Source organism: Rhizobium sp. B21/90 (genome assembly GCF_019355815.1).
GTDB lineage: Bacteria > Pseudomonadota > Alphaproteobacteria > Rhizobiales > Rhizobiaceae > Rhizobium > Rhizobium rhododendri.
This window is the reverse complement of sequence record NZ_CP072162.1, coordinates 568,687-594,347: the sequence shown is the minus strand read 5'-3', so window position 1 is coordinate 594,347 and position 25,661 is coordinate 568,687. Positions and strand designations below refer to the sequence as shown.

Annotated in this window: 26 protein-coding genes; 3 read left to right on the top strand and 23 right to left on the bottom strand. The window is 61.2% G+C overall.

The features are described 5' to 3' along the window. Window positions 1-148: 148 nt before the first annotated feature. Window positions 149-595, bottom strand: coding sequence for a GNAT family N-acetyltransferase (locus tag J5278_RS02805; RefSeq protein ID WP_209185239.1), 447 nt, complete (start codon window positions 593-595; stop codon window positions 149-151). Between the two features lie 26 nt (window positions 596-621). Beyond that, the gene (locus tag J5278_RS02800; protein WP_209185241.1) at window positions 622-1,575 is read right to left on the bottom strand and encodes a GNAT family N-acetyltransferase; all 954 of its coding nucleotides are present in this window, start codon (window positions 1,573-1,575) and stop codon (window positions 622-624) included. Between the two features lie 140 nt (window positions 1,576-1,715). Between J5278_RS02800 and J5278_RS02795 the strand changes: the two genes are divergently transcribed. Both J5278_RS02795 and J5278_RS02790 read left to right on the top strand, forming a co-directional pair. Next, entirely contained in the window at window positions 1,716-2,651 is a 936-nt protein-coding gene (locus tag J5278_RS02795) for a tyrosine recombinase XerC (protein WP_209185243.1), read from the top strand. 84 nt (window positions 2,652-2,735) lie between these two features. Continuing rightward, window positions 2,736-3,827, top strand: coding sequence for a TraB/GumN family protein (locus tag J5278_RS02790; RefSeq protein ID WP_209185245.1), 1,092 nt, complete (start codon window positions 2,736-2,738; stop codon window positions 3,825-3,827). A 510-nt stretch (window positions 3,828-4,337) separates the two neighbouring features. Here the strand turns inward: J5278_RS02790 and lpdA are convergent. From lpdA to sdhC, 16 genes are all read right to left on the bottom strand, one after another. Beyond that, the gene (lpdA, locus tag J5278_RS02785) at window positions 4,338-5,744 is read right to left on the bottom strand and encodes a dihydrolipoyl dehydrogenase (protein ID WP_209185246.1); all 1,407 of its coding nucleotides are present in this window, start codon (window positions 5,742-5,744) and stop codon (window positions 4,338-4,340) included. A 26-nt stretch (window positions 5,745-5,770) separates the two neighbouring features. Next, window positions 5,771-6,409: a LysE family translocator gene (locus J5278_RS02780; RefSeq protein ID WP_209185247.1), complete on the bottom strand. Its 639-nt coding sequence runs from the start codon at window positions 6,407-6,409 to the stop codon at window positions 5,771-5,773. 13 nt (window positions 6,410-6,422) lie between these two features. Then, window positions 6,423-7,178, bottom strand: coding sequence for an SDR family oxidoreductase (locus J5278_RS02775; protein WP_209185248.1), 756 nt, complete (start codon window positions 7,176-7,178; stop codon window positions 6,423-6,425). A gap of 6 nt (window positions 7,179-7,184) precedes the next feature. Continuing rightward, window positions 7,185-7,574, bottom strand: coding sequence for an MAPEG family protein (locus J5278_RS02770; protein WP_142824718.1), 390 nt, complete (start codon window positions 7,572-7,574; stop codon window positions 7,185-7,187). A 53-nt stretch (window positions 7,575-7,627) separates the two neighbouring features. Then, entirely contained in the window at window positions 7,628-8,884 is a 1,257-nt protein-coding gene (gene odhB / locus J5278_RS02765) for a 2-oxoglutarate dehydrogenase complex dihydrolipoyllysine-residue succinyltransferase (protein ID WP_209185249.1), read from the bottom strand. A 144-nt stretch (window positions 8,885-9,028) separates the two neighbouring features. Further along, on the bottom strand, window positions 9,029-12,013 hold the full coding sequence (locus J5278_RS02760; protein WP_209185250.1) for a 2-oxoglutarate dehydrogenase E1 component: 2,985 nt from the start codon (window positions 12,011-12,013) through the stop codon (window positions 9,029-9,031). 161 nt (window positions 12,014-12,174) lie between these two features. After that, window positions 12,175-13,077 carry a succinate--CoA ligase subunit alpha gene (gene sucD, locus J5278_RS02755; RefSeq protein WP_142824715.1) on the bottom strand — a complete coding sequence of 301 codons (903 nt, stop codon included), beginning with the start codon at window positions 13,075-13,077 and terminating at the stop codon, window positions 12,175-12,177. Beyond that, window positions 13,077-13,457: a hypothetical protein gene (locus J5278_RS02750; RefSeq protein WP_209185251.1), complete on the bottom strand. Its 381-nt coding sequence runs from the start codon at window positions 13,455-13,457 to the stop codon at window positions 13,077-13,079. Before J5278_RS02750 ends, sucD begins: the two co-directional genes overlap by 1 nt. Window positions 13,458-13,461: 4 nt before the next feature. Then, entirely contained in the window at window positions 13,462-14,658 is a 1,197-nt protein-coding gene (sucC, locus tag J5278_RS02745) for an ADP-forming succinate--CoA ligase subunit beta (protein WP_142824713.1), read from the bottom strand. Between the two features lie 44 nt (window positions 14,659-14,702). After that, the gene (gene mdh, locus J5278_RS02740; protein WP_111220029.1) at window positions 14,703-15,665 is read right to left on the bottom strand and encodes a malate dehydrogenase; all 963 of its coding nucleotides are present in this window, start codon (window positions 15,663-15,665) and stop codon (window positions 14,703-14,705) included. Window positions 15,666-15,843: 178 nt separating this feature from the next. Further along, the gene (zapE, locus tag J5278_RS02735; RefSeq protein ID WP_142824711.1) at window positions 15,844-17,004 is read right to left on the bottom strand and encodes a cell division protein ZapE; all 1,161 of its coding nucleotides are present in this window, start codon (window positions 17,002-17,004) and stop codon (window positions 15,844-15,846) included. A 47-nt stretch (window positions 17,005-17,051) separates the two neighbouring features. Continuing rightward, window positions 17,052-17,591 (bottom strand): protease inhibitor Inh/omp19 family protein, encoded by a 540-nt coding sequence (locus J5278_RS02730; protein WP_142824710.1) that lies wholly within the window; start codon window positions 17,589-17,591, stop codon window positions 17,052-17,054. 229 nt (window positions 17,592-17,820) lie between these two features. After that, window positions 17,821-18,600: a succinate dehydrogenase iron-sulfur subunit gene (locus tag J5278_RS02725; protein ID WP_219258302.1), complete on the bottom strand. Its 780-nt coding sequence runs from the start codon at window positions 18,598-18,600 to the stop codon at window positions 17,821-17,823. A 17-nt stretch (window positions 18,601-18,617) separates the two neighbouring features. Then, window positions 18,618-20,474: a succinate dehydrogenase flavoprotein subunit gene (gene sdhA, locus J5278_RS02720; RefSeq protein ID WP_209185253.1), complete on the bottom strand. Its 1,857-nt coding sequence runs from the start codon at window positions 20,472-20,474 to the stop codon at window positions 18,618-18,620. Window positions 20,475-20,481: 7 nt separating this feature from the next. Next, entirely contained in the window at window positions 20,482-20,862 is a 381-nt protein-coding gene (gene sdhD, locus J5278_RS02715) for a succinate dehydrogenase, hydrophobic membrane anchor protein (RefSeq protein WP_209185254.1), read from the bottom strand. 11 nt (window positions 20,863-20,873) lie between these two features. Then, entirely contained in the window at window positions 20,874-21,269 is a 396-nt protein-coding gene (gene sdhC, locus J5278_RS02710) for a succinate dehydrogenase, cytochrome b556 subunit (RefSeq protein ID WP_209185256.1), read from the bottom strand. A 303-nt stretch (window positions 21,270-21,572) separates the two neighbouring features. Here sdhC and J5278_RS02705 point away from each other — a divergent pair, with 303 nt between their 5' ends. Further along, a complete protein-coding gene (locus tag J5278_RS02705) occupies window positions 21,573-22,136 on the top strand; it encodes a hypothetical protein (RefSeq protein ID WP_209185257.1) in 564 nt (187 codons plus the stop codon). 3 nt (window positions 22,137-22,139) lie between these two features. Here the strand turns inward: J5278_RS02705 and J5278_RS02700 are convergent, their stop codons facing one another. Genes J5278_RS02700 through tsaD form a run of 5 tightly spaced genes read right to left on the bottom strand, consistent with a single transcriptional unit; the run spans window position 22,140 to window position 25,636 of the window. After that, on the bottom strand, window positions 22,140-22,790 hold the full coding sequence (locus J5278_RS02700; RefSeq protein WP_209185258.1) for a methyltransferase: 651 nt from the start codon (window positions 22,788-22,790) through the stop codon (window positions 22,140-22,142). Between the two features lie 7 nt (window positions 22,791-22,797). Then, window positions 22,798-23,229, bottom strand: a complete 432-nt coding sequence (locus J5278_RS02695) for an EVE domain-containing protein (RefSeq protein ID WP_142824703.1) — start codon at window positions 23,227-23,229, stop codon at window positions 22,798-22,800. 2 nt (window positions 23,230-23,231) lie between these two features. Continuing rightward, on the bottom strand, window positions 23,232-23,525 hold the full coding sequence (locus tag J5278_RS02690) for a YciI-like protein (protein ID WP_209185259.1): 294 nt from the start codon (window positions 23,523-23,525) through the stop codon (window positions 23,232-23,234). 27 nt (window positions 23,526-23,552) lie between these two features. Continuing rightward, window positions 23,553-24,542: an NAD(P)H-dependent glycerol-3-phosphate dehydrogenase gene (locus J5278_RS02685; protein ID WP_209185260.1), complete on the bottom strand. Its 990-nt coding sequence runs from the start codon at window positions 24,540-24,542 to the stop codon at window positions 23,553-23,555. Further along, window positions 24,539-25,636 (bottom strand): tRNA (adenosine(37)-N6)-threonylcarbamoyltransferase complex transferase subunit TsaD, encoded by a 1,098-nt coding sequence (gene tsaD, locus J5278_RS02680; protein ID WP_209185261.1) that lies wholly within the window; start codon window positions 25,634-25,636, stop codon window positions 24,539-24,541. Before tsaD ends, J5278_RS02685 begins: the two co-directional genes overlap by 4 nt. Window positions 25,637-25,661: the final 25 nt, after the last annotated feature.

The following is a 25,661-nucleotide window of genomic DNA, read 5'->3' as shown; positions in this document are numbered from 1 at the left end:
CTAGAGGCCAGAATACCACGGTAAGGGGCACTCACTCGGCTATAGCCATAATAGAGACCCGCGAGGGTCTTTTTTATTCGACCAAGTTTCGATGCTCGTTATGGCCGCAATGGCTGCAAATTAGTCGCGGTTCACGTCAGGCATCGTGTTAGTCACGTGATGGGGCAAAGAGCCGCGCGTGCGTATACCCGTCGGCGACTTCAGGGGTAAATCCCATGCGCAACCAGAATGCAGCAGCATCGGCCGTGCCGGCGTTGACGGTCACCCCTGCAGTCCCTCCTGGAACGGCGTCGAGCAAGGTCTCCGCGAGCAGGCGGCCCACTCCACGCCCGCGCATCGCGGCGTCGACGTAGAACCTGCGCATCCGCATCATCGAGGCATCGGCGGGCTCTATCGTCATCCCGCCTATCCCGACCAGCCGCCGATCCGAACGGATGGCAAGCAGGCACTCCCCCGTTCGGGCGAAGCGATTGCTGCCTTCCTGCCATTCAGAGATCAGACGATCGATCGAGCCGTAGCCGTGGCGGCGTGCATCGCGCTGGAGCCCTTCGATATTAGTCGGTAATGTTCGACAGCGGAATGCAACCAGTGCCATGCTACCTTACCCCGCCCAGCAGCCCCTCAGCGTGCCGCCGCCACCAATGGCCTCGTAACAGCCTCTGCCGCCGGCATCGACAGCGGCACGAAGACCGCATCCGGATCGGTCTCCATGTCATGCACCGTCAGCTTTTCCAGCGCCCTGGTCACTTCGTTGACATCGCCTTCCAGTTGGTCCGGGGATATCAGCTTGCCGACCCGGAAGTCGAAGCGGTCGCCGCGCTTGTTGAGCAGTTCGTAAAACACCGTCATGTCGCGGAGTTCGGTGGACCATTTGGCAAACCAGTAGAACAGCCCGGAATTGCGCGCCGACAGGTGCACCGGCAGGATCGGCAGATTGTATTTTCGTGCCAGCGCGACTGCCGACGTCTTCCACGGGCGCTCGTTCAGCTTGCCATTCGCCCAGTAGGCAATGCGACCGGAGGGAAACAGCACCATCGCCTTGCCGTCCTCGACCGTCTTATTGGTCAGCAGCAGCGTCTCGCGCGTCTTGAGCTTGCTCTTGTATTCATCGCGCCATTCGACGGGAATAATCATCTCGGCAAAGCGCGGATTGACACGCACCGCGTCCCGGTTGGCAAACACCATCATGTCCGGCCGCCGTTCCTTCATCAGGTCGAAGATCGCCACCCCGTCGGCAATGCCGGTCGGATGGTTGCTCACCAGGATAAACCCGCCGCTGGCCGGAATACGCTCGGCATTCTGGGAGCGGATGTCGAGCCGCAGCAGGTCGCTCATATATTCGAACGACTGGAATCCGGGCAGCTTGGCGACATCGTCGGCAAAACGGATTGCCTTGTGATAGCGCAGCAGCACATGCAGGAAGGGACGGATGAGCGGCCAGAACGGGCTCTTGACGATCTTCTCCCCGCGCTCGGCGATCAGCGTGTCGACGATATGGCCGGGCCTTCCCTGCGACACCAGGGCGATGGCGCCGGCAAGCTGTCCGAGGGTCGAGGTAGAATCGCGGCGCGTCATGGAAGGTCCTGCAATGCTTATGTCGTGGTTATCGCGGCGTAAGATGATCGAAGCATGACACGCCAGCCGGAACGTTAGCGATTCCATAACTCTCCTTGAAGCAAAGTGGCAGCCTTAAATTGGAATTCAAGAGGTTTACCGTGGGCGAGATCCTGATCATGGCCCATCCCCAGCTTCTGGACGAGCGCCAGAAATGGCTGGAAGCGCTCCGCAGCGAGCGCAGGCTATCCGCCCACACGCTGGACGCATATGAGCGCGATACACGCCAGTTCCTGTTTTTCCTCACTGGCCACCTTGCCGGCCCGACCACATTGAAGGACATCCAGGCCCTGCGCCCGGCCGATTTCCGCGCCTTTCTGGCGAACCGCCGACGCGATGGCGCCGGTGCACGCTCGCTGGGCCGCAATCTCGCCGGATTGCGCTCTCTCCTGCGTTACCTGGAGAAAAAAGGGCTGGTGAACGCTGCCGGCGCCGCTGCCGTCCGCTCGCCGAAGCAACCGAAATCTCTGCCGAAGCCACTGTCCGACAGCCAGGCCATCAATGTCGTCAGCGACGAAGCCCAGATGCACGAGGAACCCTGGATCGCCGCGCGGGACGCCGCCGTGCTGACGCTGCTTTACGGCTGCGGGCTGCGCATCTCGGAAGCGCTCGATCTCATGCCGGACGATCTGCGCCCCGGCGCGACATCGCTGCGCATCACCGGCAAGGGCAACAAAATGCGCATCGTGCCGCTGCTGGCCGTCGTCGTCGATGCCGTGGAGCGGTACAAGCAGCTCTGCCCCTACCATCTCGACCCGGCCCTGCCGCTGTTTCGCGGCGCTCGCGGCGGAAAGTTGCATCCCGGCCTTATCCAGCGCGGCATGCAGAAATTACGCAGCGCTTTCAACTTGCCGGAAACGGCAACACCACATGCGCTGCGACACTCGTTTGCAACCCATCTGCTGGCCGGCGGTGGCGATCTTCGCACCATCCAGGAGCTGCTCGGCCACGCCAGCCTGTCGACGACGCAGGTCTACACCGGCGTCGATTCCGCCCGCCTGCTCGAAGTCTATGATCGCGCCCATCCCCGGGCTTAAACTTCGGTTAACCGAATGCGTTAAGAGAATATCCGCTCCGCGCGGGGTAGAGCAGATGCAGATCCCGTCCGCTGAAAGATCGTCATGACATCAGTCTACCGCCAGAAGACCCGGCCCGCCATCCTTTCGACGCTCGGCAACGCCGGCTTCTGGGCGGCGGCGTCCCTGCCTCTTGCATTCGCCGTCACGCTGGTTGTCACGCTGGCTTCTTTTGCGCCCGCCCATGCCGACGACGATGCGGCCTGCGGCGGCAGGAACCTGCTTGCCGAACTGCAGAAAAACGATCCGGCGAAATACGCGTCTTTCCTCGCTGACGGTGACAAGGTCGCGAACGGGCACAGCATTTTCTGGAAGATCGAAAAGCCCGGAGTGAAGACCTCCTGGCTGCTCGGCACCATGCACGTCACCGATCCGCGCGTGCTGGTCATGCCGAAAGGCGCGGCAGAAGCGGACGCCAAGGCCGACACGATCATCGTCGAATCCGACGAAATACTCGATGAAAAGAAGGCGACGATGGCGATCCTTGCCCGCCCGGACCTCACCATGCTCGCCAACGGAGCAACGATCAACTCGCTGCTGCCGCCAGCCGACGCCGCCAAACTCGAGGCCGGCCTAGCAAAGCGCGGCATCACGCTGGGCGCGGTGTCGCATATGCAGCCATGGATGATCTCCAGCGTCGTCGCATTGCCGTCCTGCGAACTCTCACGCAAAGCCAAGGGTGCGCAATTCCTCGACCAGAAGATCGCCAACGACGCGGCCGCAGCCGGCAAGCAGGTTAAGGGGCTGGAAACGCTCGTCGAGCAGTTGCAGGCCATGGCCGACCTGCCAGCCGCCTTCCATCTGAAATCGCTGATCGAAACCCTGCAGCTCGGCGACAAAATGAACGACGTCGTCGAGACGATGACCGATCTCTACCTGTCCGGCAATGCCGGAGCGACGATGGCGATGCTGAAGGTCGTCACGCCCGATGGCGAGGATACCGATAGCGACGGCGATTACGCCACCTTTGAGCAGCGCATCATCCTCGACCGCAACAAGGTCATGGCCGAGCGCGCCGCACCGATCCTTGCGAACGGCAACGTCTTCATGGCCGTCGGCGCCCTGCACCTGTCGGGCGAGCAGGGACTGGTCGAACTCTTCCGCAAGCAGGGCTTTACGCTGACGGTGGTTGATTGATCTGGCGGCTCGAGGAGCGTCTCACCTGAACAAATTTACGGCCCCATAACACAGTTTTCGGCATGGGGGATAAATCCAGCGTGATTTATTTTTTCACGCAGTCAAATCAAGTTCTTACAGATTTTCGAGGCTTGTTTCATCCCCATGACCGCCGGTGGGCCTATACTGCAACGGTCAAAGGATGGGGAAGCCGGGTCGCGAACCGGTCGCTCCAACGGAACGATATCCGGTGTCCGATGATGGTTGGAAGCGATGATCACAATGCGTTGGGCTGAGTGATCGGGATATCGGGTAACGGAAGTCGGCACCTCCGTATCGATATCGTCAAATCGCAACGATCGGCAGGCAGCCAAACCCCGACACAAACAACACCAGCCACCCGGCTGCTTGCCATTTCCCCATCACGTTCGGCCACATCAGGCGCGACGCGCTTTCCCATGCCTGCAGTTGGCTGGCGTCGAAACACGAGCAGGAGCGCCAGGGCGAGAGGCCTTGGCGCTCCCTTCGATTTTACATATGGATCGGCTTGAAGGCGGCAGCCATGGCCGCTTCCTTGACGGCTTCCGACATTGTCGGATGGGCGTGGCAAACCCGGCCGAGGTCTTCTGCCGAGCCGCTGAAGTCCATCAGCACGGCGATTTCATGGATCATGTCGCCGGCGCCGAAACCGATGATGTGGCCGCCGAGGACCTTGTCGGTTTCCTTGTCGGCCAAAATCTTGACGAAGCCATCCGTTGCCAGCATCGCGCGGGCGCGGCCGTTGGCGCTGAACGGGAACTTGCCGACCTTGTAGGCGATGCCAGCAGCCTTGAGTTCTTCCTCGGTCTTGCCGACGGAAGCGACTTCCGGCTGGGTGTAGACGACGCTCGGGATGACGTCGTAGTTGACGTGGCCGGCCTGGCCAGCGAGAATTTCTGCCAGCGCGACGCCTTCGTCTTCCGCCTTGTGGGCGAGCATCGGACCCTTGACGACGTCACCGATGGCATAGATGCCGGCAACATTGGTCGCGAAGTGGTGGTCGATCTCGACACGGCCCCGGTTGTCGAGCGCGACGCCGGCTTCTTCGAGGCCGAGGTTGGCCGTATACGGCTTGCGGCCGGTCGCAATCAGCACGACGTCTGCATCGAGCGAGGTCGCTTCGCCGCCCTTGGCCGGCTCGAAGGTGACCTTGGCGCCCGTCGCCGACTTCTCGACGCCGGTAACCTTAGCGCCCAGGTGGAAGTCCATCCCTTGCTTGGCGAGCAGGCGGTGGAACTGCTTCGACACCTCGCCATCCATGCCGCCGAGGATGGTGTCGAGATATTCGATGACAGTGACCTTGGCGCCGAGACGCGACCAGACGGAGCCGAGCTCGAGCCCAATGACGCCGCCGCCGACGACAATCATCGTCGCCGGGACCTTCTCCAGTGCGATGCCGCCGGTAGATGAAATGATGATCTTCTCATCGAGATCGACGTGGACGCCCGGAATGCCCGCAACGTCCGAGCCGGTGGCGATAACGATGTTCTTGCCTTCGATTTCCTGGACCTGGCCATCATCGCCGGTGACCGAAACCTTGCCGGCCGAAACGATCTTGCCTGAGCCGATGAAGCTGTCGATCTTGTTCTTCTTGAACAGGAACGCGACACCCTCGACGTTCGACTTCACGGTGGCATCCTTGTGAGCCATCATGTTGGGCAGGTTCAGGGTTGGGGCAGCGACCTCGATGCCGAGCGCTTCCATGCCGTGACCGGCCTGGTGGAACATCTCGGAGGCATGCAGCAGCGCCTTGGAGGGAATGCAGCCGATGTTGAGGCAGGTGCCACCAAACGTGGCGCGCTTCTCGATGACAGCGACCTTCATGCCCAGCTGTGCTGCCTTGATGGCGCAGACATAGCCGCCAGGGCCGGTTCCGATAACGATCACATCATAAGACATCGAGAATTCCTCTTGGATTTTTCCGGTTAGTCGGCGGCGCGCGCCAGGGCGAGACGAAGGCCGAAGCCGACCAAGGCCGCTCCGGTGATACGGTTGAACCATTTTCCGCCCGCAATGAAGCGATCGCGGATCGGCTTGACGGTAAAGAATACCGAGACTGCGGCGAACCAGGCAACGAGCGCCGTCGCCATGCCGATGCCATAGCTGAACTGGATGAGCGCAGGCGTGTCGTGGTGCACCAGGGTCGAAAACAGCGACAGAAAGAACAGCACGGGCTTCGGGTTCAGCGCATTGGTGATGAAGCCTGTTGCCAGGCATCGCCAGGCAGACACCGGCTTGCGGTCGCCTTCCGTCACCTCGATATCGGCAACCTTGAAACCCGGTTCCCGGAACGACTTGATGCCGAGATAGACGAGGTAGGCAACACCGGCCCATTTGATCACGCTGAACAGCAACAGCGATTTGGAGACGATCAGGCCGAGGCCGAGGATGGTGTAGCTGATGTGAAACAGCAGCGAAAAGCCCATGCCGACGCCGGTCATCATGGCAGCCCGACGGCCATGGACGACACTCTGGCGCAGGACGACGGCGAAATCGGCGCCGGGCACGACGATGAAGATGGAGAACACCGCCATCAGGCCCAGGAATTCGAACAGATATTGCATATTTGCCCCCCTCTCAGCGCCCGCCGCTGACGTCTAGGATGGCACCCGTAATATAGGAAGCCGACGGTGACAACAGGAACAACACCGCATCGGCAATCTCCTGCGCCTCGCCCGGCCGCTGCATAGGCACCAGATGGGCCAGATCCCGCGCCCGATCCGGAAGTCCGCCGGAAGCATGGATCTCTGTGTCGATGATACCCGGCCGCACAGCGTTCACGCGGATATTCTCTGCCGCCACTTCCTTGGCGAGACCCGTCGTGAATGTGTCGATTGCGCCCTTGGAGGCGGCATAGTCGACATACTGGCCCGGCGAGCCGAGCGTCGCTGCCACAGAGGAAATATTGACGATTGCACCGCCCTTGCCGCCATGCCTTGTCGACATCCGCCTGACGGCTTCGCCCGCACAAAAGATGGAGCCGGTGATATTAATGCGAAACATCCGCTCGAGCCGGTCCCAGGACATCTCATCCACCCGCGCGGTCATATCGACGACACCGGCATTGTTGACCAGGCCGTCGATGCGGCCGAAATGAGTATCGACGACTGCATACATCGAGGCTATCCCGGCAGCACTTCCGACGTCGCCCTTGGCAATGACAGCCTGCCCGCCGTTGCTTGCAATCTCATCGACCACGGCTTCGGCCGCGCTTCGGTTCGTCGCGTAGTTGACGACCACGGCGAAACCCTGCTTCGCTGCGGAGAGCGCGATAGCTGCGCCTATTCCGCGGCTGCCGCCGGTGACGAGAAGCACGGGACGGTCGCTGCCCATATCACGTCACCAGAAAAGGCCGACGAACATCAGCACGAGACCGATGAACGACACCGTCCAGATCCACGAACGGTAAGGGCTGAGGCCCAGCATGTAGGCCGGCAGATATGCAAAACGTGCCCAGAACCACAGAGCGGTGCCCCAGGACACCAGCGCATCGTCGTGATTGCCAAAGATCGCCACCACGCTGAGCGCGATGAAGATGGGATAGGTTTCCTGGAAATTGCGCAGCGCGCGCGTCGCCCGGCCCGTCAGGAGGTTGGGTTCCGGCTCGTCGTCGCGGGTCGAATTGGCCGCCTTGACGCCGATCTGCAGGCGAAACGCGGTTGCTTGCGCCGTCAGATAGGCGAAAGCCAGCGCCGCGCTCCAGAGCAGATAGGTGATTTGAAAGGACATTTAGACTTTCCGGAGGGCAAGCGGGCCGCCAGATGCGGCCCTGCTGTTCAGTTTTAGAGATCGAGAACGAGGCGTTCCGGATCTTCGAGGCTTTCCTTGACGCGGACCAGGAAGGTAACAGCTTCCTTGCCGTCGACCATGCGGTGATCGTAGGACAGGGCGAGATACATCATCGGGCGGATGACGATCTGGCCGCCGACAACGACCGGGCGCTCCTGGATCTTGTGCATGCCGAGAATACCGGACTGCGGTGCGTTGAGGATCGGCGAGGACATCAGCGAGCCGTAGACACCGCCGTTGGTGATGGTGAACGTGCCGCCCTGCATGTCGGCCATCGACAGCGTGCCATCGCGCGCAGCTTTGGCAAGACGTCCGAGGTCCTTCTCGATTTCCGCAACGGTCATCTGGTCGGCATCACGGATGACCGGAACAACGAGGCCCTTGTCGGTGCCGACAGCCATGCCGACGTGACAATAGTTCTTGTAGATGATGTCGGTGCCGTCGATCTCGGCGTTGACGGCGGGCAGTTCCTTCAGGGCGTGCGTGACGGCCTTGGTGAAGAAGCCCATGAAGCCGAGCTTGACGCCGTGCTTCTTCTCGAAAATGTCCTTGTACTTCGTACGGAGCGCCATGACGGCCGTCATGTCCACCTCGTTGTAGGTGGTCAGCATGGCAGCGGTGTTCTGCGCATCCTTGAGGCGACGGGCGATCGTCTGGCGCAGACGGGTCATCTTGACGCGCTCTTCGCGCGGCGCATCCTCGACGGCAGTCGGTGCGCGCGGCGCGGCCTTGGCAGGCTCGGCAGCAGCAGGCGTCGAAAGGCCCTTGGCGACAGCAGCGATCACATCACCCTTCAGGACCTGGCCACGCTTGCCGGAACCGTCAACCTGATCGGCAGCAACGTTGTTTTCGGCCATCAGCTTTGCAGCAGCCGGAGCCGGTGGCATCGATGTCGGTGCGGCGGGAGCAGCCGGGGCAGAGACGGAAGCGGCAGGCGCAGTGGCCGCAACAGGCTCGGCCTTGGCAGGGGCAGCAGCAGCCGGAGCAGCAGGGGCCGCCGCAGCGCCAGCGCCGCCGGCAGAGATCTGACCGAGCAACGCGTTGAGACCAACCGTCTCGCCGGCCTGGGCAACGATTTCCGAAAGTGTGCCTGAAATCGGCGATGGTACTTCGATCGTCACCTTGTCGGTCTCGAGTTCGACAAGCGGCTCGTCGACCTTGATGACGTCGCCAACCTTCTTGAACCAGGTACCGACGGTCGCCTCGCTGACGGACTCGCCGAGGGTGGGTACGCGAATTTCAGTGGCCATGTTCAAATCCTGAATTTTGATCGTTATCGGTGGGACGGCGCTCCGGCAGCGGCCGAAGGGTGGTCTGACGGAGCCCGGCAGGCGACGTCTTCAATCGTATGCTGTGCGGAGGGGATATATCGAGACATCCCCTCCGCTTCGTTCTTAACCGCCGAGCGCATCCTCGAGGAAGGCTGCCAGTTGCGCCAGATGCTTCGACATCAGGCCCGTTGCCGGCGATGCGGCGGCCGGACGGCCGGTGTAGCGGACGCGCTGGTACTTGGCGTCGATATGGGCAAGCACCCATTCCAAATAAGGGTCGATGAACGACCAGGCGCCCATGTTCTTTGGCTCTTCCTGGCACCAGACCATTTCCGCGTTGCGGAAGCGGCTGAGTTCGTTGATCAGCGCCTTTGCCGGGAACGGATAAAGCTGTTCGATGCGCAGCAGGTAGACATCGTCAACGCCGCGCTTTTCGCGCTCTTCGAGAAGGTCATAGTAGACCTTGCCGGAGCAGATGACGACGCGACGGATCTTGGCGTCCTTCTGCAGCTTGATCGGTCCGTCCTTGATGACTTCGGCATCGTCCCACAGCAGCCGGTGGAAAGAGGATTCTCCGGCCATTTCGGCGAGCCCCGACACAGCCTTCTTGTGACGCAGCAACGACTTCGGCGTCATCATGATCAGCGGCTTGCGGAAGTCGCGCTTCATCTGGCGACGCAGGATGTGGAAATAGTTAGCCGGCGTCGTAACGTTGGCGACCTGCATGTTGTCTTCTGCGCAAAGCTGTAGGAAGCGCTCCAGACGTGCCGACGAATGCTCGGGGCCCTGACCTTCGTAGCCGTGCGGCAGCAGGCAGACCAGGCCCGACATGCGCAACCACTTGCGCTCGCCCGACGATACGAACTGGTCGAAGACCACCTGCGCACCGTTGGCGAAATCGCCGAACTGGGCTTCCCAAAGCGTCAGAGCATTCGGACGGGCCAGCGAGTAACCGTATTCGAAGCCGAGAACGGCCTCTTCCGAGAGCATCGAATTGATGACTTCGTAGCGTCCCTGGGTCGACGACAGGTTGGCAAGCGGCACGTAACGCTGCTCGGTTTCCTGATCGTAGAGCACGGAATGGCGCTGCGAGAACGTGCCGCGCTCGCAGTCCTGGCCAGAGAGGCGGATCTTGGTGCCCTCGACGCAAAGAGCGCCGAAAGCCAGCGCTTCTGCCATTGCCCAGTCGATGCCTTCGCCCGACGAGATCATGTTGGCGCGGTTTTCCATGAAGCGCTGGATCGTCCGGTGCGCGTTGAAGCCTTCCGGAATTTCGGACAGCTTGCGGCCGATGTCCTTCAGCGTCTTCATCGGCACGGCTGTCTTGCCGCGGCGCTGTTCGTCTGCATTGTCTGCGGTCCGAAGGCCCGACCACTGGCCGTCCAGCCAGTCGGCCTTGTTCGGCTTGTAGTGCTGGCCGGCCTCGAACTCTTCCTCGAGATGCGCGCGCCAGTCGGCCTTCATCTTGTCGACGTCTTCCTGCGAGACGACGCCTTCTTCGATCAAGCGGGCCGAATAGAGCTGCAGGACAGACTGGTGACCACGGATGACCTTATACATCTTCGGCTGCGTGAAGGACGGTTCGTCGCCTTCATTATGGCCGTAGCGACGGTAGCAGAACATGTCGAGGACGACAGGCTTGTGGAACTTCATGCGGAATTCGGTCGCGACCTTGGCCGCGTAAACGACGGCTTCCGGATCGTCACCGTTGGCGTGGAAGATCGGTGCCTCGATCATCTTGGCGACGTCGGACGGATAGGGCGACGAGCGCGAGTAGGCCGGATTGGTGGTGAAGCCGATCTGGTTGTTGATGATGACGTGCATGGTGCCGGCGACGCGGTGGCCGCGAAGGCCGGAGAGGCCAAGGATTTCAGCAATCACACCCTGGCCGGCAAAGGCCGCATCGCCATGGATGAGCAACGGCATGACCTTAGCGCGCTCGGAAAGCGGGATCGTGTCGCCTTCCCAGACGGTGGCGCCCATGTCCTGCTTGGCGCGGACCTTGCCCATGACGACAGGGTCGACGATTTCGAGATGCGAAGGGTTGGCCGTCAGCGAGACGTGGATCTTGTTGCCGTCGAAATCGCGGTCGGAGGAGGCACCGAGATGGTACTTCACGTCGCCGGAGCCTTCGACTTCGTCGGGCGCATAGGAGCCGCCCTTGAACTCGTGGAAGATGGCGCGGTGCGGCTTGCCCATGACCTGGGACAGCACGTTCAGACGGCCGCGGTGGGCCATGCCGAACACGGCTTCGCGCACACCGAGCGCGCCGCCGCTTTTCAGCATTTGCTCCAGCGCCGGGATCAGCGATTCGCCGCCGTCGAGGCCGAAGCGCTTTGTGCCCTTGAACTTGACATCGAGGAACTGCTCGTAGCCTTCGGCTTCGATGACCTTCTGCAGGATCGCCTTCTTGGCTTCAGGCGAAAACGCGACGCCCTTTTCCTTGCCTTCGATGCGTTCCTGGACCCAGGCCTTCTCTTCCGGGTTCGACATGTGCATGAATTCGACGCCGATCGTCGAGCAATAGGTGCGCTCGAGGATCTCGATCATTTCGCGGACCGAGGCGTATTCAAGGCCAAGCACGTTATCGATGAAGATCTTGCGGTCGTAGTCGGCCTCGGTGAAGCCATAAGCCTCGGGCGACAGCTCGTGATAATCCTCGACCGGAGCGGCAATGCCGAGCGGATCGAGCTTGGCGTGCAGATGGCCGCGCATGCGGTAGGCGCGGATCATCATGATGGCGCGCACCGAGTCGCGGGTCGCCTGGATGATGTCGGCACCGTCGGTCGGCTTGCCGGCTGCTTCGGCCTTGGCCTTGACCTTGGTCTCGACGACCTTCTCGATCACGCCCCAGTTGCCGTCAAGCGCCGAGACCAGATCGCCGCCGGCCGCGATCGGCCAGTTCTTCTTCTGCCAGGAGGCGCCCTTGGCTGCCCGCTTCACGTCGCTCGGATTGTCGTCCAGCGCCTTGAAGAAAGACTGCCACTCGTCGGAGACAGACTTGGGGTCCGCCTCGTAGCGGGCATAGAGCTGCTCGATATAGGCCGCGTTGGCGCCGTCCAGAAACGACGTGATCTGAAATTGCTCGTTGGCTTCTTGTCTTGCCATGGTGATCTGCGGACGCTGGTCCGCCTCCCGACTTGAATGGATTGCCGGTCATTTCCGGCGGCCGCATTTCAATTTTCATCCGCCAGTGGCGGCAGTCATTCGGGCAGATGCCCTGAAATCGAAATGGGCAGGGGCTGATGTCCCTGCCCTTCTATATCGGATCAGCCCTTGAGGACTTCAACCAGCGTCTTGCCGAGGCGGGCCGGAGACGGCGAGACACGGATGCCTGCGGCTTCCATGGCTGCGATCTTGTCTTCAGCGCCACCCTTGCCGCCAGAGATCACGGCGCCGGCATGGCCCATGGTGCGTCCGGGAGGGGCCGTGCGGCCAGCGATGAAGCCGACCATTGGCTTGGAGCGGCCACGCTTGGCTTCGTCCTTGATGAACTGCGCCGCGTCTTCTTCTGCAGAACCGCCGATTTCGCCGATCATGATGATCGACTTGGTTTCTTCGTCAGCCAGGAACATTTCTAGGATGTCGATGAACTCGGTGCCCTTGACCGGGTCGCCGCCGATGCCGACAGCCGTCGTCTGGCCGAGGCCTTCGTTGGTCGTCTGGAAAACGGCTTCGTAGGTCAGCGTGCCCGAACGCGACAGGACGCCGACGGAGCCCTTCTTGAAGATCGAGCCCGGCATGATGCCGATCTTGCATTCGTCAGGCGTCATCACGCCTGGGCAGTTCGGGCCGATGAGGCGCGACTTGGAGGCGTCCAGGCGAGCCTTGACCTTGATCATGTCGGCAACCGGGATGCCTTCCGTGATGCAGACGATCAGCGGGATCTCGGCTTCGATGGCTTCGAGAATGGCGGCAGCAGCGCCGGCTGGCGGCACGTAGATGACCGATGCGTCGGCGCCGGTTGCTTCCTTGCCTTCGGCAACGGTTGCAAAGATTGGCAGGGATTCGCCGGCCGAACCGCTCCAGGTCTCGCCACCCTTCTTCGGGTTGATACCGCCAACCATCTTGGTGCCGTGGTAGGCCAGCGCCTGCTCGGTGTGGAACGTGCCGGTCTTGCCGGTCAGACCCTGAACCAGGATCTTCGTGTCTTTGTTAATCAGAATGGACATTAGTTGTCTTCCTCTTCCTCGAACTCGAGGGGATCGAATGCCTCAAAGGCGTCATTGGAAAAGCGGTAGCCTTTGCCGGCGGTCGACTTTTGCGTCAGGTGCGCCTCGAGGTTCTTGGACCACTGTGTACGGAACCAGTCGTAATGCTGGTCGACCTGGGAGATGCCCAGCTCGCCCTTCCAGACGAAAAGATCGGCATCCTTGATCTTCTCGGCAAAGTAGGCCTGCGCGTCATCATTGTGCGTGAAATGCGCCCAACGCTCGGCAGTACCGTCTTCGCTGTCGTACTCGCTGTCCCAGCAGACGAAGTAGCACAGATTGGCATCTGTCTCGTTCGGGCCGAAAGGCTGGCGATTGGGGTTCTTCGGGGATTTGGCCATGGTTTTAAGCTGCTTTCACGGCTGCGACGATCTTCTGGGCGGCATCGTCCAGGTCGTCGGCGGAAATGACATTGAGACCGCTCTCGTTGATGATCTTCTTGCCAAGCGCAACGTTCGTGCCTTCGAGGCGGACAACGAGCGGGACCTGCAAGCCGACTTCCTTGACGGCAGCCAGAACGCCTTCGGCAATGACATCGCACTTCATGATGCCGCCGAAGATGTTGACCAGGATGCCCTTCACGGCAGGATCGGCCGTGATGATCTTGAAGGCTGCCGTAACCTTTTCCTTCGTCGCGCCACCGCCGACGTCGAGGAAGTTGGCAGGCTCTGCGCCATACAATTTGATGATGTCCATGGTGGCCATGGCAAGACCGGCGCCATTGACCATGCAGCCGATGTTACCATCGAGGGCAACGTAGGCCAGATCGTACTTGGAAGCGGCGATTTCCTTCTCGTCTTCCTCGCTGGTGTCGCGAAGCGCAACGATGTCTTCATGACGGAACAGCGCGTTGCCGTCGAACGATACCTTGGCGTCGAGAACGCGCAGGCGGCCGTTGGTCATGACGATCAGCGGGTTGACTTCGAGCAGAGCCATGTCGGTTTCGACGAAGGCCTTGTAGAGGATCGGGAACAGCTTTTCAGCGTCCTGGCGAGCTTCGCCTTCGAGCTTCAGCGCATCGCTGAGCTTGGCGACGTCTGCCGCGGTGACGCCCGTCGTCGGGTTGATTGCGACGTTGATGATCTTTTCCGGGGTGTCATGGGCAACGGTCTCGATGTCCATGCCGCCTTCGGTCGAAACGACGAAGGAGACCTGGCCAACGGCACGGTCGACCAGGATGGAGAGGTAAAGCTCGCGGTCGATGTCGGCGCCGTCTTCGATGTAGAGGCGGTTGACCTGCTTGCCGGCTTCGCCGGTCTGGGCCGTTACCAGCGTGTTGCCGAGCATGTCCTTGACGAAAGCCTGGACTTCCTCGAGCGACTTTGCGAGACGAACGCCGCCCTTGGCTTCCGGCGGCAGTTCCTTGAACTTGCCCTTGCCGCGACCGCCGGCATGGATCTGGCTTTTGACGACGTAAAGCGGGCCCGGAAGCTGCTTGACGGCTGCCTCGGCTTCCGATGCGTTGAAGATGGCAACACCTTCTGCCACCGGTGCACCAAAGCTCTTCAGCAGAGCCTTGGCCTGATATTCATGAATATTCATGGATCTATCCCTATTGGAACGCGACGCTTATTTCAGCGCCAAACTTATTTTAGCGAAGGCGCGATGTTGATGCATGCTTCGCAGAGACCGGCGACGGCAGCGACAGACTTGTCGAAGGCTTCTTTTTCAGCCTTGTTCATGTCGATCTCGATGATCCGCTCGATGCCGCCGGCACCGATGACAGTCGGCACGCCGACATACATGTCGTTGACGCCGTACTGGCCGGAAAGATACGCGGCGCAAGGCAGCACGCGCTTCTTGTCCTTGAGGTAGGACTCAGCCATTTCGATGGCAGAGGCAGCAGGAGCGTAATAAGCCGAACCGGTCTTCAGCAGGCCGACGATTTCGGCGCCGCCATCACGGGTGCGCTGGATGATTTCCTCGAGGCGCTCCTTGGTGACCCAGCCCATGGTGACGAGGTCCGTCAGCGGAATGCCGCCGACCGTCGAATAGCGCGCTAGCGGCACCATCGTGTCACCGTGGCCACCAAGCACGAAGGCGGTAACGTCCTGGACGGACACGTTGAATTCCTTGGCAAGGAACAGGCGGAAGCGCGAGCTATCCAGCACGCCGGCCATGCCGACGACCTTGTTGGCCGGCAGGCCGGAAAACTTCTGGAGGGCCCAGACCATCGCGTCGAGCGGGTTGGTGATGCAGATGACGAAAGCGTTCGGGGCGTACTTCTTGATGCCGGCGCCGACCTGCTCCATCACCTTGAGGTTGATGCCGAGCAGATCGTCGCGGCTCATGCCGGGCTTGCGAGCGACACCGGCGGTGACGATGCAGACATCAGCACCCTCGATCGCCGAGTAGTCGCTGGCGCCGGTGAGGTTGACGTCAAAGCCTTCGACCGGCGAAGACTGGGAAATATCAAGGCCTTTGCCCTGTGGAATGCCGTCCGCGATGTCGAAGAGGACGATGTCGCCCAGCTCCTTCAAGCCGGCAAGATGCGCCAGCGTGCCACCAATCATGCCAGAACCAATGAGTGCGATTTTGTTACGCGCCATTTCGGGATATCCTTTGCGATCGAAAACGATGGCGCGACACTTTGAAGCATCGACCACGGCCGCCAATCGCATAGACCCAACGGCCAAAAATGGCAATTGATTATTTTGTGACGTTAAAATTCAATCGGTTAGATAGAAAAACTCTTACGTAAACGTAAGAATTATTGTCACCATATCGTTATTCGGCCGCTGACTTGGATCGAATCTGGGCGAGATACTCGGCGCTTCGCATCTCGAAAAGGCGTGAGGCCGTGCGGTCGAATTCAAAACCCTCGGTTCCACGCCGCTGCACGAGAAGTGCCTCCGGCATCGCTGCTGCGGAGATCGTCACATGGATGGCGTGATCGTAAAGCGTATCGATCAGAATGATGAAACGCTTGGTCTGATTGCGCTTTTCCGGTCCAAGCTCCGGAATGCGATCGATAAAGATCGTGTCGAAACGGGCCGCGATGGCGAGAAAATCTCCGGCTCCTAGCGGAGCCTCGCAGAGATCGGCGAATGAAAACCGCGCCAGCCTGTCGACGGCAGCCGGCACATGGACGGTCCGGCCCTTTCTCTGGATCTCGACTGGCTGTGCCGTGCGGCCGTGAAGCGCCCGCGCCCAGGCCGCATCCATCGCCTTGTCGGTTTCGGCGTTCAGTGGCGTCAGGTAGACAGGCTGGCTGTCGTCCTTTTCCATGCGGTAATCGGTCGGCGAATCCAGCGTCACCACGTCGACATAAGTCTTCAAAAGCGTGATGAACGGCGTGAACAACGAACGATTGAGCCCCTCGCGGTAAAGGTTATCCGGCTCGACGTTGGACGTGGTGACAAGAACGCAGCCGAGCGAGAACAGTTCTGAAAACAGCCGCGACAGGATCATCGCATCGGCGATGTCGGTGACGCTGAATTCGTCGAAGCACAACAGTTCCGCCTCGGCAAACAGATCGGCGGCGACAGGCGGTACCGGATCGGAAAGCTTCGTGTCGCCATTCTTGATCTTCAGCCGATGAGCAGCGATGCGGTTATGGACATCAGCCATGAACTCGTGGAAATGCGCCCGCCGCTTCTTCTTGGACGGCGCCATTGCGAAGAACATGTCCATCAGCATCGTCTTGCCGCGCCCGACGCTGCCGTGAATGTAGAGGCCGCGGATAGGCTCGGGCTTCTTGCGCGCCGCAAACAGCCATCCGAGCGCGCTGGACTTCGCAGCCGGCCGCCGCTGCTTGAGAGCGGCCAGCACCCGGTCAAGATGTTTTGCAACATCCATCTGCGCTGCATCCACCTGCAGCGAACCGGAAGCCGTCAGCGATTTCAACTTTTCGCTGACGCTGATCGAGTAGTCAGGCATAGGCTGCATGGAAAAATCCGCCTCGCGCGTCGAAAGATGGCCGGTGGGCCGCAGACTTAGCGGCTAAGCGTGATCGGCTGGCCAGAGGCCGTGGTGCCGGTGAAGCGCGAGTCGGCCGTCTTGTAAACCGAACCCAGCTGGTTGCCGCTGCGGTCCTTTAGAACGACCTGCTTGCCGGCCACTTCCCAGGATCCCATCGTCGTCAGTTCACCGACGCAGCCACGAGTACCGCCGCGCGATCCGCTGCCGAGATTGGTGAGTGTCAGGAACATGTCGCAGCTGGTGCCGCCATTGCCGACCTTCCAGCTGCCGACCATCGATTCCTTGGTGACATCGAGGCCGGAGGCGGCAAGCGCTGCATTCTGCTGCGGCGCGCCTGCACCCGGATTTGCCGACGGAGGGGCTGGAAACTGCGAGCCGGTACCGGTCGGGGATGGAAGCTGGCTGGACTGGACCTGCCCAACGGGCGCGGCCTGGATCGGCGGCGGGGAATAGGCTGGCGAAGCGGAGCCATAATCGTTGTTGTAACCCGTCCGCTGGCAACCCGCCAGCGCCACACCGATAACTGCAGCCGTCGCAGCATATTTGAATCGCATTAGGAAACTCCTGAAATAGCCCAGCCTGCCCCGACGTTGGCGCGCAATCACGGCGGAATTATCGTGAAAGGCATTGATGAATCAAGTGAGCACAAGGAGAAATTGTCGCGGGCTGCTGCCCTTGCCGCAGTCATGGGACAAATTTGGCGCATTTTTCCAGACGTCTGAACGAAAGACGCCCTCATATCAACATGAGGGCGGCTTGTAGCGCGATCGTGAGAGTAAGCGACTAGACGCGCCGCTCGACCATCATCTTCTTGATCTCGGCAATCGCCTTGGCCGGGTTCAGGCCCTTCGGGCAGGTCTGGGCGCAATTCATGATCGTGTGGCAACGATAAAGCCGGAACGGATCTTCCAGATTGTCGAGGCGTTCACCGGTGGCCTCATCGCGTGAATCGATCAGCCAGCGATAAGCCTGCAGCAGGACGGCCGGACCGAGATACCGGTCGCCGTTCCACCAGTAGCTCGGACAGGAGGCCGAGCAGCAGGCACACAGGATGCACTCGTAAAGACCGTCCAGCTTCTGGCGGTCGTCATGGCTCTGCTTCCATTCCTTCGCGGGCTCCGGCGATACGGTCTTCAGCCAGGGCTCGATCGAGCGGTGCTGGGCATAGAAGTTCGTCAGGTCAGGAACCAGGTCTTTCACCACAGGAAGGTGCGGCAGCGGGTAGACCTTGACGGTACCCTTCACTTCGTCCAGCCCCTTGGTGCACGCGAGTGTATTGGTGCCGTCGATGTTCATGGCGCAGGAGCCACAGATCCCCTCGCGACAGGAGCGGCGCAGCGTCAGCGTCGGGTCGATGTTGTTCTTGATGTCAAGCAGGGCATCCAGCACCATCGGCCCGCAGTTATCGACATCGATGTAGAAGGTATCGATGCTCGGGTTCTGACCGTCGTCCGGGCTCCAGCGATAGATCCGCAGTTCGCGCGTGTTCGTTGCACCCTGCGGCTTCGGCCAGACCTTGCCTTCGCGCATCTGAGAGTTCTTGGGGAGAGCGAGTTCAACCATGTCCAGTTCCTCTCAAATCAATACACACGCGCCTTCGGCTTGATCTTCTGCGGATCCATGCCCTCGGCGATCAGTTCGGTGTGAACCGGGCGATAGTCGAGTTTTACCTCGCCAGCATCGTTGACCCAAGAGAGCGTGTGCTTGCGCCAGTTGACGTCGTCGCGACCGCCGAATGGGCCGTCGGTGAAGTCTTCCCGCGCATGCGAGCCGCGGCTTTCTTTGCGGGCTTCCGCGCCGTAGATCGTGGTGATCGCGTTGGCCATCAGGTTGTGCAGTTCAAGCGTTTCGACCAGATCGGAGTTCCAGATCAGCGAACGGTCGGTGACCTTTACGTCAGAAAGCTCCTTCCAGATCGCCGACATCCGCTCGCAGCCCGAGGCCAGCGATTCCTGCGTACGGAATACGGCAGCGTCGTCCTGCATGGCATGCTGCATCTTTTCGCGCAGCACCGATGTCGGTGTATGACCATTGGAGAACCGCAGCTTGTCGAAGCGATCCATGATCTTTTCGCAGGCAGCCAGGTTGAGCTGAGGGATCGGCGCAGCGCGATCGATGACTTCGGCAGCCCGGATGGCAGCAGCACGTCCGAAGACGACGAGGTCGATCAGCGAATTGGATCCAAGGCGATTGGCGCCATGCACCGATGCGCAGCCGGCTTCTCCGACAGCCATGAGGCCCGGAAGGATGCGTTCCGGATTTTCACTGTCCGCATTCAGCACTTCGCCCCAGTAGTTCGTCGGGATACCGCCCATGTTGTAGTGCACCGTCGGCAGGACCGGGATCGGCTCGCGCGTCACGTCGACGCCGGCAAAGATCTTTGCCGATTCCGAAATGCCCGGCAGACGCTCGTTAAGAACAGCCGGATCGAGGTGGTCGAGGTGCAGGTAGATGTGGTCCTTGTTCTTGCCGACGCCACGCCCCTCGCGGATTTCCAGCGTCATGCAGCGCGATACGACGTCGCGCGAGGCAAGGTCCTTGGCTGATGGAGCATAGCGCTCCATGAAGCGCTCGCCTTCCGAATTGACGAGATAGCCGCCTTCGCCGCGCGCCCCTTCAGTGATCAGACAGCCGGCGCCGTAGATGCCGGTCGGATGAAACTGCACGAATTCCATGTCCTGCAGGGGCAGGCCGGCACGCGCCACCATGCCGCCGCCGTCGCCGGTGCAGGTATGGGCGGACGTTGCCGAGAAATAGGCACGACCGTACCCGCCGGTCGCAAGCACCACCATCTTGGCGGAGAAGCGATGGATGGTTCCATCGTCGAGGCACCAGGCCATGACGCCGATGCACTTCGAGCCGTCTTCCGACATGATCAGGTCGAGGGCGAAGTATTCGATGAAGAATTCGGCGTTGTGCTTCAGCGACTGTCCGTAAAGCGTGTGCAGGATGGCGTGGCCGGTACGGTCGGCAGCAGCGCAGGTACGCTGCACGGGCGGGCCCTCGCCGTAATTCTGCATATGGCCGCCAAACGGCCGCTGGTAGATCTTGCCCTCTTCATTGCGCGAGAAGGGCACGCCGTAGTGCTCGAGTTCGTAGACGGCCTTAGGCGCTTCCATCGTCAGATACTGCATGGCATCAACGTCGCCGAGCCAGTCGGAGCCCTTGACGGTGTCGTAGAGATGCCACTGCCAGCTATCCGGCGTCATGTTGCGGAGCGATGCAGCGATACCGCCTTGAGCGGCCACGGTGTGCGAGCGGGTCGGGAATACCTTGGTGATGCAGGCGGTCTTGAAGCCCTGTTCGGCCATGCCGAGCGTGGCGCGGAGACCCGCGCCGCCAGCACCGACGACGATCACGTCATAGGAGTGGTCGACGTACTTGTAGTCCTTGCCGGTCCGTTCGGGCCCATTCTGATTGGGTGAGGTTGGTGCCATGATGCAATTATCCTACGAACGCGATTTTCAGAATGGCGAAGAGACAGAGCCCAGCGACGACGATCGAAAAGAACGTGTTGAGCATCAGGAAGACGAGTTTGCCGACTTCGCCATGGACGTAGTCCTCGATGATCACCTGCATGCCGAGCCGCATGTGGATCACGCCCGAAATCACCATCAGCGCGAAGATCACGGCGACGAACGGGTTCGACAGCGCGTGCACGACAACAGCATAAGGTGCGCCGGCGTAAATCATCAGGAAGACGACGAAGAAGATAAACAACGGCACGTTGGCGACGGCCGTCAGCCGCTGGCGCCAGAAATGCTCCGTGCCGTCCTTGGCCGAACCGAGACCGCGAACGCGGCTGAGAGGGGTGCGCATATCCATGATCAGAACCCTCAGAAACGCATCGCCAGGCCGACGGCCCAGACGATGGCGGTAAGACAGAGCGAACCGACCAGGTTTGCAATAGCGAGCTTCGTGGAGAAATGTTTCTCGAAGCCGTAGCCGAGATCCCACATGAAATGGCGGAAGCCGCCGAGCATGTGGTGCAGCAGCGCCCAGGTATAGCCAAGCAGGATCAGCCGGCCGATGATCGTGCCGAGAAACCAGTTGGCCCAGTCGAAATAAAACTGGCCCGACGCGGCGGCGACAAGCCACCAGACGACCAAAAGCGTGCCGACGTAGAGCGCGCCACCGGTAATGCGATGGATGATCGACATGGCCATGGTCGGGATGAGTTTGTAGATTTGAAGATGCGGCGATATAGGCCGATTATGTGTGACGTTCGCCATCAAGACCTCGCGGCGTTACGATGCGCTTCCAATGCGGGCAATCCCGGGCAACACACGAATGACAAAGTCCTATGTGCGTTGCATCAATCGCGTGGTTTAATCACCGAAATGCCTGCCGACAAGCACTATTGCAGTCCATAGAAAATTTAATCGATTGACGTCATCCACACGCCGATTTCGCCGTATTACTCTGTTGCGAGTTAACCATCCGGGTGGATTTGTCGCCCGCTGCGTGGACTTGGTCTTCCACTTCCGGCACTCTTCCTTAACTTTTTGTTAACGGTTATTTGTCCGGAGGCCGGCATGCCTGGTGTTTTCTCGCGAATCGGTACGATCCTTGGCGCAGCAGCACTGAGCGGAACCCTGGCGTTGCCTGTTCTGGCGAACGACTACCACGGCCACGGCCGGACCGTTTTCCATCAGGGAGCGCACGCCTCCGGCTTTCGGAACCGCGAGGCCGGTGGACATCGCTTCTACGCCTACGATCGCAGCCCGCGCCAGGGCCATGAACACAGCCGTTTCGATCCCAGCGGTTATCGCAGCCATGCGCCGGAGCGGCAATTTACCGACGGGCACATGCGTAGAAACCATTTCCGGATGCTGGCGTCCCGGGACTTTTCGGCGCGGCGTGGCGGTGGCATCGCCGTCATCGAGCGCCGTCAGCCGGACTATGGTTTCATCAGCAATTACGCAGGCTCGGTGGATGTCTACCAAGCCAATGGCGGCACCTACATCACTGGCTATGGCGACGGCGGCTACACCGGGTCGAGCGCCCCTGTCATGGCGCCGCGCGCAAAAATCATCGATGTCGCCCGCACGCGCAACGGCTGCGCCTACGAAAACGGCGTCTGCGTCATCAGGCCCTGATCGTCAGTCTGCGGAGAACTGCCACACGGTCGTCTTCTTGATGTCGCTGTCCTCGAGGGCGCGCGTGACCGGCACTTCATAGGTCGCCTGGAATGTGAGACCCGCTTTCGGCAGGTAGGCTCGCCCGGGATCGCCGACGAGAACGACGATGCCCCGGGAGGTGAGTGCCGATAGCCAGGGGACGAGCCGGTCTGCAAATTCGCGATCGTAGAACACGTCGCCAGCGAGCAGCACGTCCGCGTCGACGGGAAGGCCGACGATATCATCGCCGGAAAACCCGATATCGGCCCGATTTTCCGCAGCATTCAGCCGCACTGCCGTTTCCGCCCACGGATCGATATCCACCGCCAGCACCTTTGCAGCACCCGCATGTGCGGCGGCAATGGCCACCAGCCCCGATCCACTGGCAAAATCCACCACACGCTTGCCGGCGACGACATCGGGGTTATCGAGCACGAAACGCGCCAGGCCCTGGCCTCCCGCCCAGGCAAAGGCCCAGAACGGTGGTGGCAGGCCGATCTCCTGCAGCTCCTCCTCGGTCTTCAGCCAGAGGTCATGGGCTTCGCTCGCCAGATGGAGCCGGATCTCAGGCACATGCGGCGGCGCCATCACATCGGTGTTGGCGCGGATAAAGGCTTCCGGCTCGGTCTTCACTCGCGGCTCAGCGGGGCGGATTGTCGAGGCCGCCCATCCGGCAGACCTCCAGATATTCCTCGTCGGTGACCGGCTGCACGGACAGCCGCATCGAGGTCACCAGCGACATTTTCGCCAGCTTCTCGCTCGCCTTGACATCCTTCAGCGTCACCGGCTTCGGCATATCGCAGACGGCGCGGATGTCGACGCAATCCCACTTCGGATCGCCCTTGGCGCTGGAATCCGGATGCGACAAGGCACAGACCTCGACGATACCGACGATCTCGAGCCCTTCGTTCGAGTGGTAGAAAAAGCCCTTGTCGCCGATCTTCATCGCCCGCATGTGGTTGCGCGCTAGATAGTTGCGCACGCCGGTCCATTCGGTGCCGGCCTCGCCCGCATCCTTCTGCGCCTGCCAGCCCCAGGTCTTCGGTTCGGATTTGAATAGCCAGTGAGCCACGATCACGCCTCCGGCTTGTTAAATACCCAGTTGAAGGGCTTGACCTCGACGCTTTCGAACAGGCCGGCCTTGGCATAGGGATCGGCATCGGCCAGGGCCTGCGCATCGGCGAGCGATGCCGCTTCGACGATCACCAGGCTGCCGCAGGGCTTTTCATCCGGTCCGAGGAACGGGCCAGCCATCTTCAGCGTGCCCTCGTCATTCAGCTTGTTCAGATGCTCAACATGGGCAGGGCGGGTGTCCATGCGGACATGCAGATGGTCGGGTTTGTCCTTGCAGAGAAAAGCGAAAAGCATGGGTTTGCTCCTGTTTTGTGGTCAGATCTATTCGGTGGTGATCGGCCGCGTCATCAACTGCTCGATGGCGTCGGAAATATCGAGCGTGCCGTCGATAATGGCCGCAACCGCTTCGGTGATCGGCATGGCGATGCCGAGTTCGGCGGCAAGCCGAACGGCGACGGAAGCGGCAAGCGCGCCTTCGACCAGCCCCCCCCGCGCCGGATCCTGAAGCTCGCCGCGACCAAGCGCGATGCCGAACCGCAGATTGCGCGACTGGTGGCTGGTCGCAGTCAAGACGAGATCGCCGAGGCCGGAGAGGCCACGCACCGTCTCCGCCTGACCGCCCTGCGCGCCGACGAAGCGCGACATCTCGGCCAGCCCCCGGCTGATCAGAGCCGCTCGGGCCGAATCGCCGATGCCACGGCCTTCGACGATGCCGCAGGCAATCGCCAGCACATTCTTCAGCGCGCCGCCAAGCTGCACGCCGATCCGGTCATCGGAAGCATAGAGCCGAAATGTCCGCCCCGATATCGCCTGCGCCAACCGTTCGGCATCGGCCATGTCCCCGGCGGCGACAGCCATTGCCGTCGGCAGGCCCTTGGCAATATCGGCGGCAAAACCGGGGCCTGAAAGTACAGCGATGGCATGATGTGGCAATTCGCGTTCCAGCATTTCCGTCAACAGCGAGCCGGAAACACGATCGATACCCTTGGCACACGTAACGACGACGGCATCCTTCGAGAGGTATCTTCCATACTGTCGCGCTGCATCTGCCTGTGCCTGGGAGGGCATCGCAAACAACACGATATCGGCATGGGAAACCGCATCCGGTTCGGCGGAAAAGGTGAGACCTTCCGGAAGCGCAATGCCGGGCAAAGCCGCTTCGTGCCGGCGCTCGGCGGCAAGTTTGGCCATCAGCGCCGCATCCCGGCCGACGAGCACCACCTCGTGGCGCCCGGCCTGGGCGATGACGGAGGCCAGCGCCGTTCCGAAGGCGCCAGCACCAATAACCGCGATGCGCTCCATCCCACTCATGATTTCGCGCCCCGCCGGCCATGGCCGATCAGCGCTGCAGCATTGGCATCCAGCGGCCAGCGCGAGCGCGGCGCGACCGAGAGATCGTCGGCAGGTTCACCCGTTGCCATCCGCTCGAGGCCGGCCCAGGCGATCATCACGGCATTGTCGGTGCAAAGATGCAGCGGCGGAGCGATGAAACGGAAGCCCTGCTGGTTGCATAGCTCCTGCAGGGTCCGGCGCAATTCGAGATTGGCAGCAACACCGCCGGCAACGACCAGCGCCGGAAGATCAACGGACTGCGGAAACTCGGCCTTGAAGCGTTGCAGCCCGCGCCCGATGCGATCCTTCAGTGTCCGCGAAATGGCCTTCTGGAAGGAGGCGCAGATATCGGCGATATCCTGATCCGAAAGCGGCGCGATCTCCATTGCGGCCTGCCGCACGGCAGTCTTCAGGCCGGAAAAGGAAAAATCGAGCCGCGCTTCACCGACCAGCGGCCGGGGAAAGACGAACCGGTCGGCATTACCGGTTTTTGCCGCCTTTTCCACCGCCGGACCGCCGGGATAGGGCAGGCCCAGCAGCTTGGCCGTCTTGTCGAAGGCTTCGCCGAGCGCGTCGTCGATCGTCGTGCCCCAGCGCTCATAGACGCCCACGCCGCGCACCAGGATCAGTTGCGTATGGCCGCCGGAGACCAGCAGCATGAGATAGGGAAAGGCCAGCCCATCGGTCAGGCGCGCCGTCAGCGCATGTCCTTCGAGATGATTGATGGCATAGAGCGGCTTGCCCGAGGCACGCGCCATCGCCTTCGCCGTCATCAGCCCGACCAGCAGACCGCCGATGAGGCCGGGGCCGGACGTGGCGGCAATAGCATCGACGTCGGCAAGCGACACATTGGCGCGTTTCAATGCTTCTTCGATGAGCGTATCAAGCGCCTCGACATGGGCGCGGGCCGCGATTTCGGGGACCACGCCGCCATAGGCGCTGTGCTCCTCCATCTGGCTGAGAACGACGTCGGACAATACAGAGCACTGCCCGTCCGAACGGCGTTCGACAAGGGCAGCGGCGGTTTCGTCGCAGCTTGTTTCGATGCCGAGAATGCGGAGAAAGGGCGTCATGGAACCTGAACGTCGGATTGCGGTG

What these genes read in the sequence shown, in the direction of transcription:
- J5278_RS02790 (WP_209185245.1), top strand. Translation starts at nt 2,736, where the DNA reads ATGACATCAGTCTACCGCCAGAAGACCCGGCCCGCCATCCTTTCGACG.
- sdhD (WP_209185254.1), bottom strand. Translation starts at nt 20,862, where the DNA reads ATGGATATGCGCACCCCTCTCAGCCGCGTTCGCGGTCTCGGTTCGGCC.
- J5278_RS02725 (WP_219258302.1), bottom strand. Translation starts at nt 18,600, where the DNA reads ATGGTTGAACTCGCTCTCCCCAAGAACTCTCAGATGCGCGAAGGCAAG.
- tsaD (WP_209185261.1), bottom strand. Translation starts at nt 25,636, where the DNA reads ATGACGCCCTTTCTCCGCATTCTCGGCATCGAAACAAGCTGCGACGAA.
- sucD (WP_142824715.1), bottom strand. Translation starts at nt 13,077, where the DNA reads ATGTCCATTCTGATTAACAAAGACACGAAGATCCTGGTTCAGGGTCTG.
- J5278_RS02760 (WP_209185250.1), bottom strand. Translation starts at nt 12,013, where the DNA reads ATGGCAAGACAAGAAGCCAACGAGCAATTTCAGATCACGTCGTTTCTG.
- mdh (WP_111220029.1), bottom strand. Translation starts at nt 15,665, where the DNA reads ATGGCGCGTAACAAAATCGCACTCATTGGTTCTGGCATGATTGGTGGC.
- J5278_RS02690 (WP_209185259.1), bottom strand. Translation starts at nt 23,525, where the DNA reads ATGCTTTTCGCTTTTCTCTGCAAGGACAAACCCGACCATCTGCATGTC.
- lpdA (WP_209185246.1), bottom strand. Translation starts at nt 5,744, where the DNA reads ATGTCTTATGATGTGATCGTTATCGGAACCGGCCCTGGCGGCTATGTC.
- J5278_RS02775 (WP_209185248.1), bottom strand. Translation starts at nt 7,178, where the DNA reads ATGGGCAGCGACCGTCCCGTGCTTCTCGTCACCGGCGGCAGCCGCGGA.
- odhB (WP_209185249.1), bottom strand. Translation starts at nt 8,884, where the DNA reads ATGGCCACTGAAATTCGCGTACCCACCCTCGGCGAGTCCGTCAGCGAG.
- J5278_RS02685 (WP_209185260.1), bottom strand. Translation starts at nt 24,542, where the DNA reads ATGAGTGGGATGGAGCGCATCGCGGTTATTGGTGCTGGCGCCTTCGGA.
- sdhC (WP_209185256.1), bottom strand. Translation starts at nt 21,269, where the DNA reads ATGGCGAACGTCACACATAATCGGCCTATATCGCCGCATCTTCAAATC.
- J5278_RS02705 (WP_209185257.1), top strand. Translation starts at nt 21,573, where the DNA reads ATGCCTGGTGTTTTCTCGCGAATCGGTACGATCCTTGGCGCAGCAGCA.
- sucC (WP_142824713.1), bottom strand. Translation starts at nt 14,658, where the DNA reads ATGAATATTCATGAATATCAGGCCAAGGCTCTGCTGAAGAGCTTTGGT.
- J5278_RS02800 (WP_209185241.1), bottom strand. Translation starts at nt 1,575, where the DNA reads ATGACGCGCCGCGATTCTACCTCGACCCTCGGACAGCTTGCCGGCGCC.
- J5278_RS02805 (WP_209185239.1), bottom strand. Translation starts at nt 595, where the DNA reads ATGGCACTGGTTGCATTCCGCTGTCGAACATTACCGACTAATATCGAA.
- J5278_RS02770 (WP_142824718.1), bottom strand. Translation starts at nt 7,574, where the DNA reads ATGTCCTTTCAAATCACCTATCTGCTCTGGAGCGCGGCGCTGGCTTTC.
- J5278_RS02780 (WP_209185247.1), bottom strand. Translation starts at nt 6,409, where the DNA reads ATGCAATATCTGTTCGAATTCCTGGGCCTGATGGCGGTGTTCTCCATC.
- J5278_RS02730 (WP_142824710.1), bottom strand. Translation starts at nt 17,591, where the DNA reads ATGCGATTCAAATATGCTGCGACGGCTGCAGTTATCGGTGTGGCGCTG.
- sdhA (WP_209185253.1), bottom strand. Translation starts at nt 20,474, where the DNA reads ATGGCACCAACCTCACCCAATCAGAATGGGCCCGAACGGACCGGCAAG.
- zapE (WP_142824711.1), bottom strand. Translation starts at nt 17,004, where the DNA reads ATGCAGCCTATGCCTGACTACTCGATCAGCGTCAGCGAAAAGTTGAAA.
- J5278_RS02750 (WP_209185251.1), bottom strand. Translation starts at nt 13,457, where the DNA reads ATGGCCAAATCCCCGAAGAACCCCAATCGCCAGCCTTTCGGCCCGAAC.